The following is a 22039-nucleotide window of genomic DNA, read 5'->3' as shown; positions in this document are numbered from 1 at the left end:
GACCAAATCTTCCCGGTCTGCGGGCCGGCAGCGACGAAAGTGACGTCAAACCTCATGGCATCCACGAACGACCTGAAGAACGGCCTGGTGCTCAACCTCGACGGCGACCTGTGGACCGTCGTTGAGTTCCAGCATGTCAAGCCGGGCAAGGGTGGCGCGTTCGTGCGGACCACCCTGAAGAACGTGCTCTCCGGCAAGGTGGTCGACCGCACGTTCAACGCCGGGACCAAGGTCGACACCGCCACGGTCGACAAGCGCACGATGCAGTACCTCTACGCCGACGGCGAGGACTACGTGTTCATGGACCTGGACACGTACGACCAGATCACCGTACCGGGCGGCACCGTCGGCGAGGCGAGCAAGTTCATGCTCCCCGAGGCCGAGGTGATCGTGGCCACGCACGAGGGCGCCGCGCTCTACGTCGAGCTGCCCACCTCGGTGATCCTCGAGGTCACCTACACCGAGCCGGGCCTGCAGGGCGACCGCTCCACGGGCGGCACCAAGCCCGCCACGGTGGAGACTGGCGCCACGGTCAACGTGCCGCTGTTCATCTCGACCGGCGAGAAGATCAAGGTGGACACCCGCGACAGCCGTTACCTGGGTCGCGCGTGACCGACGGGAACGACCGGAAAGGGTCTTTTCTGGGCGGTGACGTCACCGCCCAGATGACCGCGCGACGCAAGGCCCGCAAGCGGGCCCTTGACGTGCTGTACCAGGCCGACCTGCGCGGGGAGCCGCGCGGTTCGGTGCTGACCGCCTACGTGGCCAACCTGGAGGAGCCCAAGCCGGGCTACCTGCCGTACACGGTCCGGCTGGTCGAGGGTGTCGAGAGTCACGCCGCGCGCATCGACGAGCTGCTGTCGAGCTACGCCGAGGGCTGGACGCTGGAGCGGATGCCGGTGGTGGACCGCAACCTGGCCCGCATCGCCGTGTACGAGCTGCTCTACAACGACGAGATCGACAACCCGGTGGCCATCACCGAGGCGGTGGAGCTGGCCGAGACGCTGTCCACGGACGACTCCCCGCGCTTCCTGAACGGCATCCTGGGCCGCATCGCTGACTACGCCACCTGAGCGACACCAAAGAAGGGGGGCCCGCGCCGGCAACGGCGTGGGCCCCCCTTCTTTGCACACGTCCTAGCTCTGGAACAGGCTCCGCGGGTCGGTGACCAGCACGCCGTGCTCGTTGAGCCGCTCGACCAGGCCCGACGGCGAGGCGTCGTAGACGATGGCCAGCGCGCGCAGGTCGTCGGCCCGGATGGACAGCACCCGGCCGTTGTAGTCGCCCCGCTGCTGCTGAATGGCCCGGGCGTAACGGGCGACGTAGGCGAGGTCCTCGGCGCCGGCGTCGTAGAGCCGTTCGAGGTCCAGGACGATCTTGTTGGTCGGCTCGTGACGCACGCCACTGCCCTCGGGCAGCAGCTCGGCGACGGGCACGCGGTAGAACTCGGCCAGCTCGGCCAGGCGCGAGACGGTGACGGCACGGTCGCCGCGCTCATAGGACCCGACGACGACGGCCTTCCAGCGCCCAGCCGACTTCTCCTCGACACCCTGCAGAGACAGCCCCTGCTGCTGTCGGATGGAGCGCAGGCGAGCACCAAGAGACTTGGCGTACTCAGACGGCATACGGACACTCCCAGTCACTGGCCTGAGGGGTTTCCCCAGCGATCGCTACGGAGCGTGACCGTAACTGGCGCGCGACGCGGGGTCAAGTGGTCGAGACCCTTCCGTTGCCCAGGTCAGGACGGTTGTTAGGGTAGTTGACGTTTGGCGTCCTTTAACGACCCGTCCGGAGAGGCGGGGAAGGAGGTCCGGTTTTGTCGTCTCCGACAACCGGCACTGAGCTGGGAAAAACCATCCTAACGGCGACGGATGTCACCCGTGTGGTGGACCGGATAGCCCACCAGATCCTGGAAAAGACGTCCGGAGCAGCCGAAACGGTGCTGCTGGGCATACCTACTCGTGGCGTACCGCTGGCTCGCCGTCTGGCCGCCCGGATCGCCGCATTCGAGGGCTTTGACGTTCCGGTCGGTGTGTTGGACATCACGCTGTATCGGGACGATTTGCGCCTTCACGCGACCCGTGCGGTGGGTCACACCGAGATCCCTCCCGGCGGCCTCGACGGGCGCCGGGTCATCCTGGTCGACGACGTCCTCTTCTCCGGCCGCACCGTGCGGGCGGCCCTGGACGCGCTGAAGGACCTCGGCCGGCCGCGCGCCGTCCAGCTGGCCGTCCTGGTCGACCGCGGCCACCGCGAGCTGCCGATCCGGGCGGACTACGTGGGCAAGAACATCCCGACCTCCATGGACGAGAGCGTGCGGGTGCTGACGGCTGAGATCGACGGCGCCGACGCTGTGCTGATCAAGAGCAAGGGGGACCGGGCATGATCAAGCACCTGCTGAGCGCGGCGGACCTCGACGCGCCGACCGCCACCCTGGTGCTGGACACCGCCGAGGAGATGGCGAGCCTGGCCGCCCGGGAGGTCAAGAAGCTGCCGACGCTGCGCGGCCGGACCGTGGTGAACCTCTTCTACGAGGACTCGACCCGCACCCGGATCTCCTTCGAGGCCGCGGCCAAGCGCCTGTCCGCCGATGTGATCAACTTCTCGGCGAAGGGCTCCAGCGTCTCCAAGGGTGAAAGTCTCAAGGACACCGCGCTGACCCTGCAGGCGATGGGGGCGGACGCGGTCGTGATCCGCCATCCGGCCAGCGGCGCCCCGCACCGGCTGGCCAACTGGGTGGAGGGCAGCGTGGTCAACGCGGGTGACGGCACCCACGAGCACCCGACCCAGGCCCTGCTCGACGCGTTCACCATGCGCAGCCGCCTGGGCCGCCTCGCCGGGCTCAACGTGGCCATCGTCGGCGACGTGCTGCACTCCCGGGTGGCCCGCTCCAACGTCCAGCTGCTGCACACCCTCGGCGCCAAGGTGACCCTGGTCGCCCCGCCAACGCTGCTGCCCGTCGGGGTGCGGGCGTGGCCCGCCGAGACCTGCTACGACCTCGACGCGGTCGTCCCGGACGCCGACGTGGTCATGATGCTGCGGGTGCAGCGGGAGCGGATGAACCAGGCGTACTTCCCGTCGGAGCGCGAGTACTCCCGCCGCTACGGCTTCGACGTGCCGCGCATGCGCCGCCTGCCGGAGCACGCGATCGTCATGCACCCCGGCCCGATGAACCGCGGCATGGAGATCGCCCCCGAGGTGGCCGACTCGGCCCGCTCCACGATCGTCGAACAGGTCGCCAACGGGGTCTCCGTGCGGATGGCCGTCCTCTACCTGCTGCTCGGAGGCAAGTCGTGATCATCGCAAACACGCAGCTCGGCGAGATCACCGTCGAGGACGGCGTCATTGTCAGCATCGACAGCGACAAAAAGGGACAGAAGGTCGCCCTCCCCGGCCTGGTCGACCTCCACACGCACCTGCGCGAGCCCGGCCGCGAGGACGCCGAGACCGTCGACTCCGGATCGAGGGCCGCGGCGCTCGGCGGCTACACGGCGGTCTGCGCGATGGCCAACACCTCGCCGGTCGCCGACACCGCCGGCGTGGTGGAGCAGGTCTGGCGGCTGGGCCGCGAGGCCGGCCTGGTCGACGTCCAGCCGATCGGCGCCGTCACCGTCGGCCTGGCCGGCGAGCAGCTGGCCGAGCTCGGCGCGATGGCCGACTCCGCGGCCCGGGTCCGGGTCTTCTCCGACGACGGGCACTGCGTCTCGGACCCGCGGCTCATGCGGCGGGCCCTGGAGTACGTGAAGGCCTTCGACGGGGTGATCGCCCAGCACGCCGAGGAGCCGCGGCTGACGGTCGACGCGCAGATGAACGAGGGCGAGGTCGCCGCCCGGCTCGGGCTCACCGGCTGGCCGGCGGTCGCCGAGGAGGCGATCATCGCCCGCGACGTGCTGCTGGCCGGGCACGTCGGGGCCCGCCTGCACATCTGCCACGTCTCCACCGCGGGCAGCGTCGAGCTGATCCGCTGGGCCAAGTCCAAGGGCTGGCGGGTGACCGCCGAGGTGACCCCGCACCACCTGCTGCTCACCGAGGACCGGGCCACGCAGTATGACCCGGTCTTCAAGGTCAACCCGCCGCTGCGCACCGAGGCCGACGTCCTGGCCCTGCGCGAGGGGCTGGCCGACGGCACCATCGACTGCGTCGCCACCGACCACGCCCCGCACAGCGTGGAGGACAAGGAGTGCGAGTGGGCCTACGCCCGGCCCGGGATGCTCGGGCTGGAGACGGCGCTGGCGATCGTGGTGCAGACCATGGGGCCGCGCTGGGACCGCATCGCCGAGTGGATGTCCTTCGCCCCGGCCCGCATCGCGGGGCTCGCCGGGCAGGGCCGCCCGCTTGAGGTCGGCGCGCCGGCCAACATCGCGATCTTCGACCCCGAGGTGCGCTGGACCGTCGACCCGACGGCGCAGGCCAGCCGCTCCCGCAACACCCCCTACGCCGGAATGGAACTGCGCGGCCGCATCGAGGCGACCTACCTGCGCGGCGAGCCGACGGTACTGAACGGAAAGGCGACACGGTGAGGCGCAGAGAGGCCCTGCTCGTCCTGGAGGACGGGCGCACGTTCCGAGGCGAGGCCTTCGGCAGCGTCGGGGAGACGTTCGGCGAGGCGGTCTTCAACACCGGCATGACCGGCTACCAGGAGACGCTCACCGACCCGTCCTACCACCGCCAGGTCGTCGTGCAGACCGCCCCGCAGATCGGCAACACCGGCATCAACGACGAGGACGACGAGTCCTCGCGGATCTGGGTTGCCGGATACGTACTGCGGGATCCCTCTCGCACCTACTCCAACTGGCGGGCCACCGGCAGCCTGCAGGACCGCCTCGCCGCGGAGAACGTGGTCGGCATCAGTGGCATCGACACCCGGGCGCTCACCCGCCACCTGCGCGAGCGCGGGGCCATGCGGGTCGGGGTCTCCAGCGTGGACGACGACGCCGAGGCGCTGCTCGAGCGGGTCCGGCAGCAGCCGCAGATGCTCGGCGCCGACCTGTCCGCGGAGGTGAGCACGCCGCAGCGGTACACCGTGGAAGCCCTCGGCGAGCACAAGCTCACCGTGGCGGCGATCGACCTCGGCATCAAGCGCAACGTGCCGCGCCGGCTCGCCGCCCGTGGGGTGACCACCCACGTCCTGCCGTCCTCGGCGACGCTCGAGGACATCAAGGCCCTCGGCGCCGACGCGGTGTTCTTCTCGCCCGGTCCGGGCGACCCGGCCACCGCGGACGGGCCGGTCGCGCTGGCCCAGTCCGTCCTGCGCGAGCGCATCCCGCTGTTCGGCATCTGCTTCGGCAGCCAGATCCTGGGCCGGGCGCTGGGGTTCGGCACCTACAAGCTCGGGTACGGACACCGGGGCATCAACCAGCCGGTGCTCGACCGGACCACCGGCAAGGTCGAGGTGACCAGCCACAACCACGGCTTCGCGGTCGACGCCCCGCTCGACGAGCGGGTGCAGACCGAGTTCGGCGCCGTGGAGGTCAGCCACGTCTGCCTCAACGACAACGTCGTGGAGGGCCTGCGCTGCCTCGACGTGCCGGCCTTCACCGTGCAATACCACCCGGAGGCGGCAGCGGGGCCGCACGACGCGGATTACCTGTTCGATCGATTCGCGGAGCTGATGCAGACCAATGCCTAAGCGCACCGACCTCCGGCACGTCCTCGTCATCGGCTCCGGCCCGATCGTCATCGGCCAGGCCTGCGAGTTCGACTACTCCGGCACCCAGGCGTGCCGCGTGCTGCGGGCCGAGGGCCTGCGGGTGAGCCTGGTCAACAGCAACCCGGCGACCATCATGACCGACCCCGAGTTCGCCGACGCGACCTACGTCGAGCCGATCACGCCCGAGTTCGTCGAGCAGGTCATCGCCAAGGAGCGACCCGACGCGCTGCTCGCCACGCTCGGCGGGCAGACCGCGCTCAACACCGCCGTGGCGCTGCACGAGGCGGGGGTGCTGGAGAAGTACGGCGTCGAGCTCATCGGCGCCGACATCGACGCCATCCGCCGCGGCGAGGACCGCCAGCTGTTCAAGGACATCGTGGCCCGGGCCGGCGGCGAGACGCCCCGCTCCCGGGTCTGCCACTCCATGGAGGAGGTGCACGCGACCGTCGCCGAGCTCGGCCTGCCGGTCGTCATCCGCCCCTCCTTCACCATGGGCGGGCTCGGCTCGGGCATGGCGCACACCGCCGCGGACCTCGACCGCCTCGCCGGGGGAGGCCTCGCCGCCTCGCCGGTGCACGAGGTGCTCATCGAGGAGAGCGTGCTCGGCTGGAAGGAGTACGAGCTCGAGCTCATGCGCGACAAGCACGACAACGTCGTGGTCGTGTGCTCGATCGAGAACGTCGACGCGATGGGCGTGCACACCGGCGACTCGGTGACCGTGGCGCCGGCGATGACGCTCACTGACGTGGAGTACCAGCGGCTGCGCGACCTCGGCATCGCCGTGCTGCGCGAGGTCGGGGTCGACACCGGCGGCTGCAACATCCAGTTCGCCGTGCACCCGGGCACCGGCCGGCTGGTCGTCATCGAGATGAACCCGCGGGTGTCGCGCTCCAGCGCCCTGGCCTCCAAGGCGACGGGCTTCCCGATCGCCAAGATCGCGGCGAAGCTGGCCATCGGCTACACCCTCGACGAGATCCCCAACGACATCACCCGCGAGACGCCGGCCGCGTTCGAGCCGTCGCTGGACTACGTGGTGGTGAAGATCCCGCGCTTCGCCTTCGAGAAGTTCCCCGGGGCCGACCCGGAGCTGACCACCACCATGAAGTCGGTGGGCGAGGCGATGTCGCTCGGGCGGACCTTCGCCGAGGCCCTGGGCAAGGCCATGCGCTCGCTGGAGACGAAGGCCGCGGGTTTCTGGACGGTACCGGATAAAACGGACAAGTCCGTCCTGGACGAGCTTCGCGTGCCGCACGACGGCCGGCTCTACACGGCCGAGCTCGCCCTGCGGCAGGGGCACACCGCGGAGGAGGTCGCGGCCGTGTCCGGCTACGACCCGTGGTTCGTGGACCAGCTCGCCGCGCTCGTCGAGCTGCGGGCCGAGATCGTCGAGGCGGCCGTGCTCGACCTGCCGCTGCTGCGCCGGGCCAAGCGGGCCGGGCTCTCGGACCGGCAGATCGCCGCGCTGCGCCCCGAGTTCGCCGGCGAGGACGGGGTGCGGTCGCTGCGCCACCGCCTCGGGCTGCGACCGGTGTACAAGACCGTGGACACGTGCGCGGCCGAGTTCGCCGCCGGCACGCCGTACCACTACAGCACCTACGAGGAGGAGACCGAGGTCACCCCGTCCGACCGGCCGAAGGTGATCATCCTGGGCTCCGGGCCGAACCGGATCGGCCAGGGCATCGAGTTCGACTACTCGTGCGTGCACGCGGTCATGGCGCTGCGGGCCAAGGGCTACGAGACCGTCATGGTCAACTGCAACCCGGAGACCGTCTCCACCGACTACGACACCGCCGACCGGCTGTACTTCGAGCCGCTGACCTTCGAGGACGTGCTCGAGGTCGTGCACGCCGAGGACGGCTCCGGGCGGGCGGCCGGCGGCCCCGGCGTGGTGGGCGTCATCGTGCAGCTGGGCGGGCAGACCCCGCTCGGCCTGGCGGAGCGCCTGGAGCTGGCCGGCGTGCCGATCGTCGGCACCTCGCCGGCCGCCATCGACCTGGCCGAGGACCGCGGCCTGTTCGGCCAGCTGCTCACCGAGGCCGGCCTGCGCTCGCCCGCGCACGGCACCGCGACCACCTTCCCGGAGGCCAAGCGGATCGCCGACGAGATCGGCTACCCGGTGCTCGTGCGCCCGTCGTACGTGCTCGGCGGCCGCGGCATGGAGATCGTCTACGACGAGCCGACGCTGCGCGACTACATCGGCCGGGCCACCGAGATCTCCCCGGCCCACCCGGTGCTCGTCGACCGCTTCCTCGACGACGCCATCGAGATCGACGTGGACGCGCTGTGCGACGCCACCGGCGAGGTGTACCTCGGCGGGGTCATGGAGCACATCGAGGAGGCCGGCATCCACTCCGGCGACTCCTCCTGCGCGCTGCCGCCGATCACCCTCGCCGCCGTGCACCTGGCCGAGGTGCGCCGCTACACGGTGGCCATCGCGCGGGGGATCGGGGTGCGGGGGCTGCTCAACGTGCAGTACGCGCTCAAGGACGACGTGCTCTACGTGCTGGAGGCCAACCCGCGGGCGTCGCGCACGGTGCCGTTCGTGTCCAAGGCGACGGCGGTACCGCTGGCGAAGGCCGCGGCCCGCATCGCGCTCGGCGCGACGGTGGCGGAGCTGCGGGCCGAGGGGCTGCTGCCGGCCGAGGGCGACGGCGGCTCGGTGCCCGAGGGCGCCCCGATCGCGGTCAAGGAGGCGGTGCTGCCCTTCAAGCGGTTCCGCACCACCGAGGGCAAGGGCGTGGACAACCTGCTCGGCCCGGAGATGAAGTCGACGGGCGAGGTGATGGGCATCGACCCGTCCTTCGGCCACGCCTTCGCCAAGTCCCAGGCGGCCGCCTACGGCTCCCTGCCGACCTCCGGCACCGTGCTGGTGACCGTGGCCAACCGGGACAAGCGCGGGATCGTCTTCCCGGTCAAGCGCCTGGCCGACCTCGGCTTCGCGATCGTGGCCACCGCCGGCACCGGCGACGTGCTGCGCCGCTACGGGGTGGCCTGCGAGATCGTGCCGAAGCACTTCGAGGAGGGCGGCGGGCGCAACGCGGTGTCCATGATCGCGGGCGGCGAGGTCGACCTGGTGATCAACACCCCGCAGGGCTCCAGCGGGCGCCAGGACGGCTACGAGATCCGCAGCGCGGCCGTGGTCAGCGACATCCCCTGCATCACCACCCTGCCGGGTGCGGCGGCCGCCGTGATGGGCGTCGAGGCGCTCATCCGCGGCGAGATGTCGGTCCGGCCGCTGCAGGAGCTGCACGCGGCCCTGCGGGAAGCCAGGTGACCCTGTACGCGCGAACGGTCCGCCCGGTGCTGTTCCGTCTCGGCGGTGGCGACGCCGAGACGGCGCACGAGCGGACCCTGCGCGTGCTGGCCCGGCTGCCCCGGGCGCGGCGGGCACACAGCCCGTCCGGGGCGCGGCGCACCGTGTTCGGGATCGACTTCCCCAACCCGGTCGGGCTGGCCGCCGGCATGGACAAGGACGGCCGGGCGCTGGGCGCCTGGCCCCGGCTCGGGTTCGGCTTCGTCGAGGTCGGCACCGTGACCCGGCACGCCCAGCCGGGCAACGAGCGGCCGCGGCTGTTCCGCTTCCCCGAGCAGGAGGCGATCGTCAACCGGATGGGGTTCAACAACGCCGGCGCCGAGGCCCTGGCCGCGCGGCTGCGCGCCCTGGGCCCGCTGCCGGTGCCGCTGGGCATCAGCCTCGGCAAGTCGAAGGTGACCCCGCTCACCGGCGCCGTGGAGGACTACGTCCACAGTTTCCGGCAGCTGTACGGCCTGGGCTCCTACTTCGCCGTGAACGTCAGCTCCCCGAACACCCCCGGCCTGCGCGAACTACAGGACAAGGCGCACCTCTCGGCGCTGCTGGGTGCGCTGCGGTCCGAGTCGCAGGCGCTCGGCGGCACGGTGCCGATCCTGGTCAAGGTCGCCCCCGACCTCACCGACGCGGCCCTGGGCGACCTGCTCGACGTGTGCCTCGGGCTGGGCGTGGCCGGGCTCATCGCGACCAACACGACCATCGAGCGGCCCGGCGTCAGCACGGCCGAGGCCGGCGGGCTCAGCGGCCGGCCCCTCGCCCCGCGGGCGCTGGAGGTCGTGCGGTTCGTGGCCAAGGAGAGCGGCCTGCCGGTCATCGGCGTGGGCGGGATCACGCGTCCCGTGGACGCCCAGCGGATGCTCGACGCCGGCGCCGCGCTCGTGCAGCTCTACACCGGCTTCATCTATCACGGCCCCGGGCTGGTCCGGGGCGCCGTCGCGGCGACGAGGAGCATGTGATGACCGAACGGTTCGGCGCCCGCCTGCGGGTCGCCATGGACGCCCTGGGGCCGCTGTGCGTGGGGATCGATCCCCACCCCTCCCTGCTGGCCTCCTGGGGCCTCTCCGACGACGTCAAGGGCCTGGAATCGTTCGGCCGGACGGTGGGGGAGGCCCTGGCCGGACGGGTCGCGGCCATCAAACCCCAGTCCGCGTTCTTCGAGCGTTTCGGCTCCAGGGGCATAGCGGTCCTAGAGTCGGTTATCCGACAGTTGCGCAGCTCGGGGAGCCTCGTGATCCTCGACGTCAAACGGGGTGACATCGGCTCGACGGCCGCCGCCTACGCCGACGCGTACCTCGACCCGGCCTCCCCGCTCTGCGCCGACGCCATCACCGTCAGTCCCTACCTCGGCTTCGGCTCGCTGCGTCCGATCATCGACAAAGCCCAGCAGAACGGCCTCGGCGCGTTCGTGCTGGCGCTCACGTCGAATCCCGAGGGCGCGGCCGTCCAGCGGGCCCGCGCGGCCGACGGACGGACCGTCGCGCAGACCATCATCGACGAGATTTCGCAGGTCAACGCGGGTGTGCGGCCGCTGGGCGACGTCGGCGTGGTCATCGGCGCGACCGTCGGGGAGACCGGGCACGAGCTGACCGATCTCAATGGACCGATCCTCGCGCCGGGCCTCGGGGCGCAGGGCGGGCGGCCCGAGGATCTGCGTGCGGTGTTCGGCTCGGCGGTCGCCAATGTTCTTCCTTCATGGTCCCGCGAGGTGCTCTCGGCGGGCCCGGAAGTGGCCGCGTTGCGGGCCGCGGCGGAGCGCGCGCGTGAATCCTGTGCGTCGGCAATTGTGGTCACTGCGTGATCATCGAATCTTCACAAGGCGTCGATCTTGCCTTCTGACGTTGCCGAAATGGCTTCTGACCGCTAGTTTTCCCGGCGCTAGACCATCAACACTTTTTTCAAGGGACCTGAGGAGACCTGGTGCCGCTCCCGTCACTGAGCCCGGAACAGCGCGCGGCCGCTTTGGAAAAGGCGGCTGAGATCCGCAAGGCTCGCGCTGAGCTGAAGGAGCAACTCAAGCAGGGCAAGACGACCCTTGCCGCCGTGATCGACCGCGCCGAGTCCGACGATGTCGTCGGCAAGCTGAAGGTCTCGGCCGTGCTCCAGGCGATGCCCGGTATCGGCAAGATCCGCGCAACGCAGATCATGGAGAAGCTGAAGATCGCCGAGAGCCGTCGCCTGCGCGGCCTGGGTGACCAGCAGCGCAAGGCCCTGCTCGGGGAGTTCGCCGGCGGCAAGTGACCCGCCTGCGGTCCCCCCGGACCGGTTGCAACACGACCTCGACGCGCCCGGACCTCGGTCCGGGCGCGTCGGCGTTGTTGCAGCTCTGGTAAGGTTGACAGGTTCGTGAGCTGTCAATTGCGCAGTGCTTGTTAACCAGAGAGTGTTGAGGTTGCATCCGTGGCCGGAACCGTGGCAGACCCGCAGGGGATCACCAACCCGCCGATCGACGAGCTGCTCGAGAAGACGACGTCGAAGTACGCCCTGGTGATTTTCGCGGCGAAGCGTGCCCGTCAGGTCAATGCCTACTACAGCCAGCTGGGCGAGGGGCTCCTCGAATACGTGGGCCCGCTCGTGGAGACCACGCCGCAGGAGAAGCCGCTCTCCATCGCCCTGCGAGAGATCAACAGCGGTCTGCTGACCGCCGAGCGCATCGAAGAGACGCCCTGAGCCAGACGACGCCCGACCGGTCCGCCGGGTCACGGCCTCGGGTCGTGCTCGGCGTGGCTGGCGGCATCGCCGCCTACAAGGCCTGTGAGCTGCTGCGGCAGCTGACGGAGTCGGGCCACCAGGTGCGGGTCGTGCCCACCGCGGCCGCCCTCTCCTTCGTCGGCGAGGCCACCTGGGCGGCCCTGTCGGGCCAGCCGGTCAGCACCGATGTGTGGACCGACGCCCACGAGGTGCCGCACGTGCGTCTCGGGCGGGAGGCCGACCTCGTCGTCGTCGCGCCCGCCACCGCCGACCTGCTCGCCCGGGCCGCCGCCGGGCTGGCCGACGACCTGCTCACCAACGTGCTGCTGACCGCCCGCTGCCCGATCCTCTTCGCCCCGGCGATGCACACCGAGATGTGGGAGCACCCGGCCACGCAGGCCAACGTCGCGACCCTGCGCTCGCGCGGCATCGTCGTGCTGGAGCCCGCGGTCGGCCGCCTGACCGGCGCCGACACCGGCAAGGGGCGCCTGCCCGAGCCCGCCGAGATCTTCGCCGCGGCGGTCCGGCTGCTGCGGCGCGGCGCGGATGCGGCTCCTGATCTTGTCGGACGGCACGTCGTGGTCACCGCCGGCGGCACCCGCGAGCCCATCGACCCGGTGCGGTTCATCGGCAACCGCTCGTCGGGCAAGCAGGGCTACGCCATCGCCCGCGCCGCCGTCGCCCGCGGGGCGAAGGTCACGCTCGTCGCGGCCAACGTGGGCCTGCCCGACCCCGCCGGCGCCGACCTGGTGCGGGTCGAGACCACCGAGCAGCTGCGGCAGGCCGTGCTGGCCGCCGCCTCCGGCGCCGACGCCGTCATCATGGCGGCCGCTCCCGCGGACTTCCGGCCGGCGGAGTTCGTGGCCAGTAAAATCAAAAAGGTGGACGGGGTGGCGCCCACGCTGGAACTGGTCACCAACCCGGACATCGCCGCCGAGCTGGGCGCGGCCAAGCCCGCGGGCCAGGTGCTCGTCGCGTTCGCGGCCGAGACCGCCGACCTGGAGCGGGCCGTCGCCGCCGGTCAGGAGAAGCTGCTGCGCAAGCGGGCCGACCTGATCGTGGTCAACGAGGTGGGCGTGGACAAGACCTTCGGGGCCGAGCACAACCAGGCAGTGATTCTCGGTGCCGATGGCATCCGATATACATTGCCCGAACTGTCCAAAGACGATCTGGCTGATAGGATTTTGGATCGGGTCGTCGATCGTTTTGCCTGATCGATCGGCTGGTCGCAGCGGCGCGATCGGTTCCGGTGGGCCGGAAATGCGACCGAGCCCTCACTTGGCGTTGGGCCGTCAAGTCGTACACTCTGGCCAAACTTCTTTGTCGATCGTCGCAACCACCTGAGGAGCAACCTTGGCCCGCCGCCTGTTCACGTCAGAGTCGGTCACCGAAGGTCACCCCGATAAGATCGCCGATCAGATCAGCGATGGTGTGCTCGACGCGCTCCTTCAGCAGGACTCGCGCAGCCGGGTGGCCGTGGAGACGCTGATCACCACCGGCCAGGTCCACGTGGCCGGCGAGGTGACGACGACCGCCTACGCCGACATCGCCAAGATCGTGCGGGAGACCATCCTCGGCATCGGCTACGACTCGTCGAAGAAGGGCTTCGACGGCGCGTCGTGCGGCGTGAGCGTGTCGATCGGCTCCCAGTCGCCCGACATCGCCCAGGGCGTGGACTCCGCGCTCGAGGCCCGAGAGGGTGCCGGCGGCGACGCGCTGGACCTGCAGGGCGCCGGCGACCAGGGCATGATGTTCGGCTTCGCGTGCAACGAGACGCCGGAGCTCATGCCGCTGCCGATCGCGCTGGCCCACCGGCTGGCCCGCCGCCTCTCCGCGGTGCGCAAGGACGGCACGATCCCCTACCTGCGGCCCGACGGCAAGACCCAGGTCACCATCGAGTACGACGGCCTGCGCCCGGTCCGGCTGCACACCGTCGTGGTGTCCAGCCAGCACGCGCCCGACATCTCCCTGGAGTCCCTGCTCACCCCGGACGTCCGCGAGCACGTGATCGCGCCCGAGCTGGAGGGCCTGGGCCTGGAGACCGACGGCTACCGCCTGCTGGTCAACCCGACCGGCCGCTTCGAGATCGGCGGCCCGATGGGCGACGCCGGCCTGACCGGCCGCAAGATCATCGTCGACACCTACGGCGGCTACGCCCGCCACGGCGGCGGCGCCTTCTCCGGCAAGGACCCGTCCAAGGTGGACCGCTCGGCCGCCTACGCGATGCGCTGGGTCGCCAAGAACGTCGTGGCCGCCGGCCTGGCCGACCGCTGCGAGGTCCAGGTCGCCTACGCCATCGGCAAGGCCCACCCGGTCTCCCTGTTCGTCGAGACCTTCGGCACCGAGAACGTGCCGGTCGAGCGCATCGAGAAGGCGATCAACGAGGTCTTCGACCTGCGCCCCGCCGCGATCATCCGCGACCTCGACCTGCTCAAGCCGGTCTACCAGCAGACGGCCGCCTACGGCCACTTCGGCCGCGAGCTGCCCGGCTTCACCTGGGAGCAGGCGAGCCGCACGGCCGAGCTGAAGTCCGCCGCCGGCGCCTGACGCCCGCACCTGCCTGCCGACGTTGGCCGATCAGTCCGCACCCCGGAATGATCGGCCAACGTCATTTTCCGAACGTTCCTCAGATCGATCCGAGCCTATTGAGCCGGCGCTGTTCCCGGAGTCGGACCTCAAGCCGCGGGCGGCCGCCGAGCGCATTGCCGGAAATGCCGGCGGCCGGGCCCGCGCCGCCCGTTCGGCGCCCCCGCCGAAACGCGCCACCGAGCAAAACCCGATTGCCCGGGTGTGCGTCGACAGCCCCCTGCCGCACCTGGACCGCCCGTTCGACTATCTCGTCCCCCACACCGCGGCCGACACGGCGGTGCCGGGCTCGCGGGTGAAGGTCCGCTTCGCCGGCCAGGTGGTCGACGGCTTCGTCCTCGCCCGCGAGGCCGAGTCCGCGCACGAGGGCAAGCTGCTGTTCCTGGAGCGCGCGATCTCGCCGGAGCCGGTGCTCACCCCGCAGGTCGCCCGCCTGGCCCGGGAGATCGCCGACCGCTACGCCGGCACCCTGTCCGACGTGCTGCGGCTCGCCGTGCCGCCGCGGCACGCCAAGGTCGAGGCGGCCGAGGCGCCGCCGCCGGCCGACGGGCCCGGCATCCCGGACGTCGACCCGGACGCCTGGGCGCACTACACCGCCGGGGCGGCGCTGCTGCGGGCGCTGCGGGACGGACGGATGCCCCGGGCCGTGTGGACGGCGCTACCCGGCGAGGACTGGCCGGCCCGGCTCGCCGAGGCAGCCGCGATCGGCCTCGCCGCCGGCCGCGGGTCGCTCATCGTGGTGGCCGACGCGCGGGACCTCGACCGGCTCGACGCCGCCCTGCTGCGCGCCCTCGGCGGGCCGGGGCGGCACGTCGCGCTGTCCGCCGCGATCGGGCCGGCCGAGCGCTACCGGCGGTTCCTGGCGGCGTCCCGTGGTACCGCCAAGATCGTGATCGGCACGAGGGCCGCCGCCTTCGCCCCGGTCGCCGATCTCGGCCTCGTCGCGATCTGGGACGACGGCGACGACCTGCACAGCGAGCCGCGCGCCCCGTACCCGCACGCGCGGCAGGTCCTGCTGGCCCGCGCCGAGCAGGAGCGGTGCGCGGCGATCGTGGCGGGCTTCGGGCGCACGGCGGAGGCGCAGCAACTCGTCGAGACCGGCTGGGCCATCGAGGTCGGCGCCGGGCGGGACGAGCTGCGCCGGCGCATGCCCCGCGTGGTCACCGTCGGCGAGCGCGAGCACGCCCGGGACCCGCAGGCGGCCGCCGCGCGCCTGCCCTCGGTGGCCTGGCGCGCCGCCCGCGAGGCCCTGGCCGGGGGCGCCCCGGTGCTCATCCAGGTGCCCCGCCGCGGCTACCTGCCCGCGGTGGCGTGCGCCGACTGCTACACCCCGGCCCGCTGCGCCCACTGCTCCGGCCCCCTCGCCCTGCCCGCCGCCGACGGCGTGCCCTCCTGCCGCTGGTGCGGCCGCCCCGCCGCCGGCCACGCCTGCCCCGAGTGCGGCGGCCGCCGCCTGCGCGCCGCCGTCGTGGGCGCCCGGCGCACGGCGGAGGAGCTGGCCCGCGCCTTCCCCGACACCGTCGTGCGCACCTCGGGCCGCGACGAGATCCTTACCGCGGTACCGCGGGAGCCCGCCCTCGTCGTCTCCACCCCCGGCGCCGAGCCCCTGGCCGACGGCGGCTACGGCGCCGTGCTGCTCCTCGACACCTGGGCCCTCCTCACCCGGGCCGACCTGCGCGGCACCGAGGAGGCCCTCCGCCGGTGGTTCGCCGCCGCCGCCCTGGCCCGCCCGGGCGCCCCGGTCGTGGTGGTGGCCGACGGCGCCCTCGTCGCCGTGCAGGCCCTCCTGCGCTTCGACCCGGGCTGGCTGGCCGCCCGCGAGCTGGCCGACCGGCGCGAACTGGGCTTCCCGCCCGCGGTGCGCATCGCGGCCCTGACGGGGGCGCCGACGGCGGTGGCGGAGCTGCTGGCGCTGGCCGAGCTGCCGCCAGGGGCGGAGGTGCTGGGACCGGTGCCTGCGGCCGAAGGGCAGGAGCGGATGCTGGTGCGGACCGCCCGGTCGGCCGGGAAGGCGCTGGCCCTGTCGCTGAAGGCCGCGGCGGGCGCCCGGTCGGTGCGCAAGGCGGCCGACCCAGTGCGCCTGCAGATCGACCCTCTCGACCTGATCTGAGCTGTTGTGTCACGAAAAGTCGGGCGCTGGCGCGCCACGACTTTTCGGACATTTCTCCTGACGGGGTATAAGTCAGGTCAGTCGGCGAAGTGTTCCTTTTTGCTCCTGGCGAAGCAGCGTCACGGGGTGAGGGCCGCCTGCAGGGCCTTGAGCAGTGGCGGGGCGCCGTTGCGGTTGTCGACCTCCACGTGCGGCACGGCCGGCGGGCGGTCCGGCGGGATGGCGGCCAGGAACTCCGCCCACCGGGCCAGCTTCTGCCCGTCCCGGTGCGAGCCGCGGGCCAGCAGCCGCGCCCGCAGCGTCTCCGGGTCCGAGCGCACCCACACCAGCCGCACCGGGTCGCCGCCCAGCGCGCTCACGAACGCCGCCCAGCGCGCCGGGTCGGAGATCTGGCCGGTGAACGGGCCCGACAGCAGCACCGGGCAGCCGTGGGACCGGATCTCGCGGGCCGTGGCGGCCAGGCCGGCGTACTCGTGGGGCTTGACGTGGACGTCGTACCAGGGGCCCTCGCGCTCGCCCGGGGGCCGCCCGGCGGCGTCGAGCGTCGCGGTGACGAAGTCGCCGTACATGGTGTCCTTGTCCAGCAGCGCCGGCGTGGGGGAGAGCAGGCGCAGCAGCAGCGCGGCGACCGTGGACTTCCCGGCGCCGGGCGGGCCGGCCACCACCCAGGCGGGCGTCATGCGACCAGCAGCTGGTTCGTGGCCAGCTCGCGGTACAGCGGGCTGACCTCCAGCAGTTCCTCGTGGCGCCCCACGGCGACGACCCGGCCGGCCTCGAGCACCACGATCTGGTCGGCGTCGACCACCGTGGACAGACGATGGGCGACCACGATCATCGTGCGGTCGCGGGCGACGGTGTCGATGGCCTCGCGCAGGGCCACCTCGTTGCGGGCATCGAGGTTGGACGTCGGCTCGTCGAGCAGCAGGATCGGCGGGGCGGCCAGCAGGGTGCGGGCGATCGCCAGGCGCTGGCGCTCGCCGCCGGACAGCAGCACGCCGCCCTCGCCCACCTGGGCGTCCAGGCCCTGCGGGGTGCGCCCGGCGATATCGGTGAGGTTGACCGCGTCCAGCACCGACAGCATCTGGGCGTCGGTGGCGTCGGGGACGGTCAGGCGCAGGTTCTCGCGCAGGGTGCCGGCCAGGACGGGGGCCTCCTGCTCGACGTAGCCGAGCTGGGCCCGCAGCGCGTGGCGGGGCAGGTCGCGCACGTCGACGCCGGCAACCCGCACGGACCCGGCGGTCACGTCGTAGAAGCGCTCGACGAGCTGCAGCAGCGTGGACTTGCCGGCGCCGGACGGGCCGACCAGGGCGGTGCGGGTGCCGTACGGGACGGTGAACGTGACGTCGGACACCACCGGGGCGGGGGCGGCGGCGTAGCCGAAGGTGACCCCGTCGAAGGTCACCGCGGCCGGCCCGCCCGCGGGTGCGCTGGTGCCGGCGTCGGCCTCCAGCGGTACCGTCAGGATCTCTTCCATCCGTTGCAGGGCCCCCAGGCCGGTCTGCAGCTGCGTGTACGCGTGCAGGGCCTGGCCCAGCGGCATGACGAGGAAGAAGAGGTACAGCACGAAGGCGATGAGCTCGCCGACCGTGATCGTGCCGCTGGCCACCCGTGCGCCCCCGACGCCCAGCAGGAGCAGGAACGCGCCCTGGATGGCGGCCGTGCTGGCCGGCCCGACGAGGGCCTGCAGCCGGGCGATGCGCACGCCGGCCCGGTAGGCCTCCTCGGCGCTGCCCTCGACGGTGGCGATCTCGCGGTCCTCGGCGTTGCTGGCCCGGATCGTGCGGGCCGCCGACAGCGCCCGCTCGACGGCGCTGGTCATCTCGCCGATGCGGGCCTGGGCCGCCTCCGAGGCGGGCCGCACCCGGCGGGAGAACAGCACGGCGATGGACAGGCCCAGGGCGAGCCCGGCGCCGGCGGTGAGGAACAGGATGGGGTCGAGCAGGATCATCGCCACCCCGGCGCCGACCACCATGACGGCGCCGGTGACGGTCTCGAACAGCCCGGAGGTGACCACCGCCCGCAGCAGGGTGGTGTCCGCGCCGACGCGGGAGAGCAGGTCGCCGGTGCGCCGCTGGTCGTACTCGGCGATCGGCAGCCGCAGCAGGTGACGGGTCAGCCGCCGGCGCGAGGTGAGGACCAGGCCCTCGGCGGTGCGCTGCAGCAGGTAGTCGCGCACCGCGTTGACCAGGGCCACGGCGGCCAGGACGACGATGAGCAGGGCCACGGTCCGGGCGATCGGGTGCGCGGCCTGCAGGCCGTCGAGCACCCGCCGGGTGAGCAGCGGCTGGGCGAGGGTGGTAACCGAACCGAGCAGGGAGAGGACGCCCACGACGACGAGGGTGCCCCGATGATCACGCAGGTACGGCAGCAACGACCGCAACGAGACGCGAGGCGTGTCGGACACGCATCAAAGCTAATGCCTGTGTCCGGAAACGTCGGCCGGGACGGCCGGGGCAGCGATTTCGCAGACATGACCTGCGCCACCACCAACGGGGGCGCGCAACCACGAACGCCCGACCAACCCGGTCGACGTCTGCCGTCTTGGCACTAGCCTAGACTTGAACGACCAGAATTCGGACGAATTCGCAATTCGGATAAATCGAGGTGCCGCTTGACCGTCCAGTCCGTCCGCCTGTTCGGCGACCCTGTGCTGCGCACGCCCGCCGACGCGGTCGCCGACTTCGACAAGGAGCTGCGCAAGCTGGTGAGCGACCTGCTCGACACCATGCGCCAGCAGAACGGCACCGGGCTCGCCGCCCCGCAGATCGGCGTCGGGCTGCGGGTGTTCACCTTCGACGTCGACGACGTCGTCGGGCACCTGGTGAACCCGGTGCTCGAGTTCCCCGACGAGGAGGAGCAGGACGGGCCCGAGGGCTGCCTGTCCATCCCCGGGGTGTACGTCGACACGAAGCGCCGCCAGAACGTCATCGCCAAGGGGTTCAACCAGCACGGCGACCCGATCCAGATCGTCGGCACGGGGCTGATGGCGCGCTGCGCGCAGCACGAGACCGACCACCTCGACGGCGTGCTGTTCGTGGACCGGCTCGACGCCGAGCGGCGCAAGCAGGCGATGAAGGAGATCCGGGCGGCGGAGTGGTACAACCCCGACGCGCCCCCGGTGGTCAAGGCGAGCCCGCACGGGCTGTTCGGCATTCGGTGAGGCTGATCCCTTGAGGCTGGTCTTCGCGGGCACGCCCTCCGTGGCGCTGCCCTCCCTCGACGCCATCGCCGCCTCCGAGCACGAGCTCGTGGCGGTCGTCTCCCGGCCCGACGCGCCGGCCGGCCGCGGGCGGCAGCTCGTGCCCTCGCCGGTGAGCGCCTGGGCCGCCGAGCGCGGCATCCCCGTGCTCACCCCGGCCAAGCCGCGGGACCCGGAGTTCCTGGAGCAGCTGCGCGCCCTGGAGCCGGACTGTGCCCCGGTGGTGGCCTACGGCGCACTGGTACCGCGGGTCGCCCTCGACATCCCGCGCTTCGGCTGGGTGAACCTGCACTTCTCGCTGCTGCCCGCCTGGCGGGGCGCCGCGCCCGTGCAGCACGCCGTCCTGCACGGCGACGAGATCACCGGGGCGAGCGTGTTCCTGCTCGAGGAGGGCCTGGACACCGGCCCGGTGTTCGGCACGCTGACCGAGCCGGTCGGCCCCCGCGACACCTCAGGCGAGCTGCTGGAGCGCCTCTCCCACTCGGGGGCCGAGCTGCTGGTCCGGGTCCTGGACGGGATCGGTTCGGGGGAGATTTCCGCGGTACCGCAGCCGCACGAAGGCATCACGACCGCCCCCAAGGTGACCGTGGAGGACGCCGAGGTGCGCTGGGCCGATCCGGCGTTCGCGGTCGACCGGCGGATCCGGGCGTGCACCCCGGCGCCGGGCGCGTGGACGACGTTCCGGGGCGAGCGGCTCAAGCTCGGGCCGGTCACCCCGCTCACCGCGGCGACCGTCATCGGCGGCTCGCCGACGCCGCAGCCGGGCGAGCTGGTGGTCGAGCGCAACCGGGTGCTCGTCGGCACCGGCACCGTGCCCGTGGTGCTGGGCCAGGTCACCGCCCCGGGCAAGAAGGCGATGCCGGCCGACGCCTGGACCCGCGGCGCACGCGTCGAGTCCGGGGAGCGCGTGTCTTGATGCGGTCTGCGCCTCGGCGCGGTCCGGGCGCGCGGCCTGGCGGGGGGCGCGACGACCGTCTCGCGCGGCCGCCGCGCGGGGGCCGCCCGGCGATCGACCCGGCCCGGGAGGCGGCCTACGAGGCCGTCGCCGCCGTGCACCGTGACGACGCCTACGCCAACCTGGTGCTGCCGCGGCTGCTGCGCGAGACCGGCGTGTCCGGTCGCGACGCGGCGTTCGCGACCGAGCTGACGTACGGCACCCTGCGCCAGACCGGCACCCTCGACGCCATCGTGGCCGCGGCCGCCGACCGGGCGATGGACCGCATCGACCCGCCGGTGCGCGACGCGCTGCGCATCGGGGCGTACCAGCTGCTGCACATGCGGGTGGGAGCGCACGCCGCCGTGGCCACCACGGTGGACCTCGTGCGGTCCCTGGTGCCCGGGGCGGCCGGGTTCGCGAATGCGGTACTGCGCCGAGTCGGCGAGTCCGACCGCGCGGCCTGGCTGGAGCGGCTGGCCCCGCCCGGCTCGACCGACCCGGTGGCCCGCGCCGCGCTGGCGCACGCCCACCCGCAGTGGATCGTCAACGCCTTCGCCGACGCCCTCGGCTCCCTCGACGAGGCCGAGCTGGCCCTGGACGCGGACAACCTGCCGCCGCCGGTGCACCTGTGCGCCCGCCCCGGCCTGATCACCCCGGCCGAGCTGGCCACCTCCCTGCGCGGGGCCACCGCCGGGCGGTACTCGCCCTTCACGGTGGTCCTGACCGGCGGCGGCGATCCGGGCTCGATCCCGGCCATCCGCGAGGGCCTGGCCCACGTGCAGGACGAGGGCAGCCAGCTCGTGGCGGCCGCCCTGGCCGGCGCCGGGCTGGACGGCCCCGACGAGCGCTGGCTGGACCTATGTGCAGGCCCGGGCGGCAAGGCGGGCCTGCTCGGCGCCCTCGCCGCGCAGCGGGGCGCGCACGTGACCGCGGTTGAGGTCGCCCACCACCGGGCGGCGCTGGTCGCCCAGGCCACGAGGGGCCTGCCGGTGTACACGATCAACGCCGACGGGCGGGACGTGGGCAAGGACCAGGACCTCCCGGAGCGCGGCTTCGACCGGGTTTTGGTCGACGCCCCGTGCACGGGGCTGGGCGCCCTGCGGCGCCGGCCCGAGGCGCGGTGGCGGCGGCAGCCGTCCGACCTGCCGCCGCTGACCCGGCTGCAGCGGGAGCTGCTGCAGGCGGCGTTCCGGGCGGTGCGCCCGGGCGGGGTCGTGGCGTACGTCACCTGCTCGCCGCACCAGGCCGAGACGTCGGTGTCGGTGACCGAGGCGGCGCGGCGCTCGTCGATCGAGGTCGACCTGGTGGATGCCCGGCCGTACCTGCCCTCGGCGCTGCCGGAGGTGGGCACGGGGCCGACCGTGCAGCTCTGGCCGCACCGGCACGGCACGGACGCCATGTTCGTCGCCCTGCTGCGCCGCACCGCGTAGCCGTCACGGGACCGAAAAATCCCGAAAGCTGGCGCTTTCAGAATTTTTCGGACATTTCTCCTGGCCCCGGTTTCAAGGGATCGTTGCAACACCTGACTTGATCAGGGGTTGCTGTGTTCGAGATCCGGG

General features: G+C 72.4%; 20 protein-coding genes. 17 read left to right on the top strand and 3 right to left on the bottom strand.

The genetic code is table 11. From position 1 onward, the window contains the following. Positions 1–54: 54 nt before the first annotated feature. The gene (efp, locus tag ABD352_RS35905; RefSeq protein ID WP_344616990.1) at positions 55–612 is read left to right on the top strand and encodes an elongation factor P; all 558 of its coding nucleotides are present in this window, start codon (positions 55–57) and stop codon (positions 610–612) included. Positions 613–665: 53 nt separating this feature from the next. After that, a complete protein-coding gene (gene nusB / locus ABD352_RS35900; RefSeq protein ID WP_344617082.1) occupies positions 666–1073 on the top strand; it encodes a transcription antitermination factor NusB in 408 nt (135 codons plus the stop codon). Between the two features lie 63 nt (positions 1074–1136). Here the strand turns inward: nusB and bldD are convergent, their stop codons facing one another. Next, positions 1137–1625 (bottom strand): transcriptional regulator BldD, encoded by a 489-nt coding sequence (bldD, locus tag ABD352_RS35895; protein ID WP_033356835.1) that lies wholly within the window; start codon positions 1623–1625, stop codon positions 1137–1139. A 191-nt stretch (positions 1626–1816) separates the two neighbouring features. Between bldD and pyrR the strand changes: the two genes are divergently transcribed. From pyrR to ABD352_RS35835, 12 genes are all read left to right on the top strand, one after another. After that, positions 1817–2386 carry a bifunctional pyr operon transcriptional regulator/uracil phosphoribosyltransferase PyrR gene (pyrR, locus tag ABD352_RS35890; RefSeq protein ID WP_344616989.1) on the top strand — a complete coding sequence of 190 codons (570 nt, stop codon included), beginning with the start codon at positions 1817–1819 and terminating at the stop codon, positions 2384–2386. Continuing rightward, on the top strand, positions 2383–3297 hold the full coding sequence (locus ABD352_RS35885; protein WP_344616988.1) for an aspartate carbamoyltransferase catalytic subunit: 915 nt from the start codon (positions 2383–2385) through the stop codon (positions 3295–3297). The genes pyrR and ABD352_RS35885 overlap by 4 nt, the downstream gene beginning before the upstream one ends. Before the next feature lie 26 nt (positions 3298–3323). Beyond that, positions 3324–4520, top strand: coding sequence for a dihydroorotase (locus ABD352_RS35880; protein WP_425553798.1), 1197 nt, complete (start codon positions 3324–3326; stop codon positions 4518–4520). After that, positions 4517–5629 (top strand): glutamine-hydrolyzing carbamoyl-phosphate synthase small subunit, encoded by a 1113-nt coding sequence (carA, locus tag ABD352_RS35875; protein ID WP_344616986.1) that lies wholly within the window; start codon positions 4517–4519, stop codon positions 5627–5629. The genes ABD352_RS35880 and carA overlap by 4 nt, the downstream gene beginning before the upstream one ends. After that, on the top strand, positions 5622–8924 hold the full coding sequence (carB, locus tag ABD352_RS35870) for a carbamoyl-phosphate synthase large subunit (RefSeq protein WP_344616985.1): 3303 nt from the start codon (positions 5622–5624) through the stop codon (positions 8922–8924). The genes carA and carB overlap by 8 nt, the downstream gene beginning before the upstream one ends. After that, positions 8921–9916, top strand: a complete 996-nt coding sequence (locus ABD352_RS35865) for a quinone-dependent dihydroorotate dehydrogenase (RefSeq protein ID WP_344616984.1) — start codon at positions 8921–8923, stop codon at positions 9914–9916. The genes carB and ABD352_RS35865 overlap by 4 nt, the downstream gene beginning before the upstream one ends. Continuing rightward, positions 9916–10758 (top strand): orotidine-5'-phosphate decarboxylase, encoded by an 843-nt coding sequence (pyrF, locus tag ABD352_RS35860; protein WP_344616983.1) that lies wholly within the window; start codon positions 9916–9918, stop codon positions 10756–10758. The genes ABD352_RS35865 and pyrF overlap by 1 nt, the downstream gene beginning before the upstream one ends. 119 nt (positions 10759–10877) lie before the next feature. Continuing rightward, the gene (mihF, locus tag ABD352_RS35855) at positions 10878–11198 is read left to right on the top strand and encodes an integration host factor, actinobacterial type (RefSeq protein ID WP_190253177.1); all 321 of its coding nucleotides are present in this window, start codon (positions 10878–10880) and stop codon (positions 11196–11198) included. A 159-nt stretch (positions 11199–11357) separates the two neighbouring features. Further along, on the top strand, positions 11358–11627 hold the full coding sequence (gene rpoZ / locus ABD352_RS35850; protein ID WP_344616982.1) for a DNA-directed RNA polymerase subunit omega: 270 nt from the start codon (positions 11358–11360) through the stop codon (positions 11625–11627). After that, positions 11624–12862, top strand: coding sequence for a bifunctional phosphopantothenoylcysteine decarboxylase/phosphopantothenate--cysteine ligase CoaBC (gene coaBC, locus ABD352_RS35845; RefSeq protein ID WP_344617081.1), 1239 nt, complete (start codon positions 11624–11626; stop codon positions 12860–12862). The genes rpoZ and coaBC overlap by 4 nt, the downstream gene beginning before the upstream one ends. A gap of 139 nt (positions 12863–13001) precedes the next feature. Further along, positions 13002–14195 carry a methionine adenosyltransferase gene (gene metK, locus ABD352_RS35840; RefSeq protein WP_344616981.1) on the top strand — a complete coding sequence of 398 codons (1194 nt, stop codon included), beginning with the start codon at positions 13002–13004 and terminating at the stop codon, positions 14193–14195. Positions 14196–14436: 241 nt separating this feature from the next. Beyond that, positions 14437–16344 (top strand): primosomal protein N', encoded by a 1908-nt coding sequence (locus tag ABD352_RS35835; RefSeq protein ID WP_344616980.1) that lies wholly within the window; start codon positions 14437–14439, stop codon positions 16342–16344. Positions 16345–16463: 119 nt separating this feature from the next. On the opposite strand, the gene ABD352_RS35830 is transcribed toward ABD352_RS35835, so the two are convergent. Then, a complete protein-coding gene (locus ABD352_RS35830) occupies positions 16464–17024 on the bottom strand; it encodes a P-loop nucleotide/nucleoside kinase family protein (protein ID WP_344616979.1) in 561 nt (186 codons plus the stop codon). Further along, complete coding sequence (locus ABD352_RS35825; RefSeq protein ID WP_344616978.1) at positions 17021–18748, bottom strand: ABC transporter ATP-binding protein; 1728 nt, start codon at positions 18746–18748, stop codon at positions 17021–17023. Before ABD352_RS35825 ends, ABD352_RS35830 begins: the two co-directional genes overlap by 4 nt. 207 nt (positions 18749–18955) lie before the next feature. Between ABD352_RS35825 and def the strand changes: the two genes are divergently transcribed. The 3 genes from def to ABD352_RS35810 are packed head-to-tail and all read left to right on the top strand — an operon-like array spanning position 18956 to position 21910. Next, positions 18956–19504, top strand: coding sequence for a peptide deformylase (gene def / locus ABD352_RS35820; RefSeq protein WP_344616977.1), 549 nt, complete (start codon positions 18956–18958; stop codon positions 19502–19504). Positions 19505–19514: 10 nt separating this feature from the next. Continuing rightward, entirely contained in the window at positions 19515–20459 is a 945-nt protein-coding gene (gene fmt / locus ABD352_RS35815; RefSeq protein ID WP_344616976.1) for a methionyl-tRNA formyltransferase, read from the top strand. Further along, positions 20459–21910: an RsmB/NOP family class I SAM-dependent RNA methyltransferase gene (locus tag ABD352_RS35810; protein ID WP_344616975.1), complete on the top strand. Its 1452-nt coding sequence runs from the start codon at positions 20459–20461 to the stop codon at positions 21908–21910. Before fmt ends, ABD352_RS35810 begins: the two co-directional genes overlap by 1 nt. Positions 21911–22039: the final 129 nt, after the last annotated feature.

Origin of the sequence: Dactylosporangium salmoneum (assembly GCF_039532525.1) — a bacterium.
Lineage (GTDB): Bacteria > Actinomycetota > Actinomycetes > Mycobacteriales > Micromonosporaceae > Dactylosporangium > Dactylosporangium salmoneum.
Note: the sequence above shows the minus strand (reverse complement) of the source record. Positions and strands in the feature narration are given on the sequence as shown.

Coding starts and splice junctions, on each gene's coding strand:
- efp (WP_344616990.1), top strand. CDS start 55: ATGGCATCCACGAACGACCTGAAGAACGGCCTGGTGCTCAACCTCGAC.
- nusB (WP_344617082.1), top strand. CDS start 666: ATGACCGCGCGACGCAAGGCCCGCAAGCGGGCCCTTGACGTGCTGTAC.
- bldD (WP_033356835.1), bottom strand. CDS start 1,625: ATGCCGTCTGAGTACGCCAAGTCTCTTGGTGCTCGCCTGCGCTCCATC.
- ABD352_RS35885 (WP_344616988.1), top strand. CDS start 2,383: ATGATCAAGCACCTGCTGAGCGCGGCGGACCTCGACGCGCCGACCGCC.
- carB (WP_344616985.1), top strand. CDS start 5,622: ATGCCTAAGCGCACCGACCTCCGGCACGTCCTCGTCATCGGCTCCGGC.
- pyrF (WP_344616983.1), top strand. CDS start 9,916: ATGACCGAACGGTTCGGCGCCCGCCTGCGGGTCGCCATGGACGCCCTG.
- ABD352_RS35830 (WP_344616979.1), bottom strand. CDS start 17,024: ATGACGCCCGCCTGGGTGGTGGCCGGCCCGCCCGGCGCCGGGAAGTCC.
- ABD352_RS35810 (WP_344616975.1), top strand. CDS start 20,459: ATGCGGTCTGCGCCTCGGCGCGGTCCGGGCGCGCGGCCTGGCGGGGGG.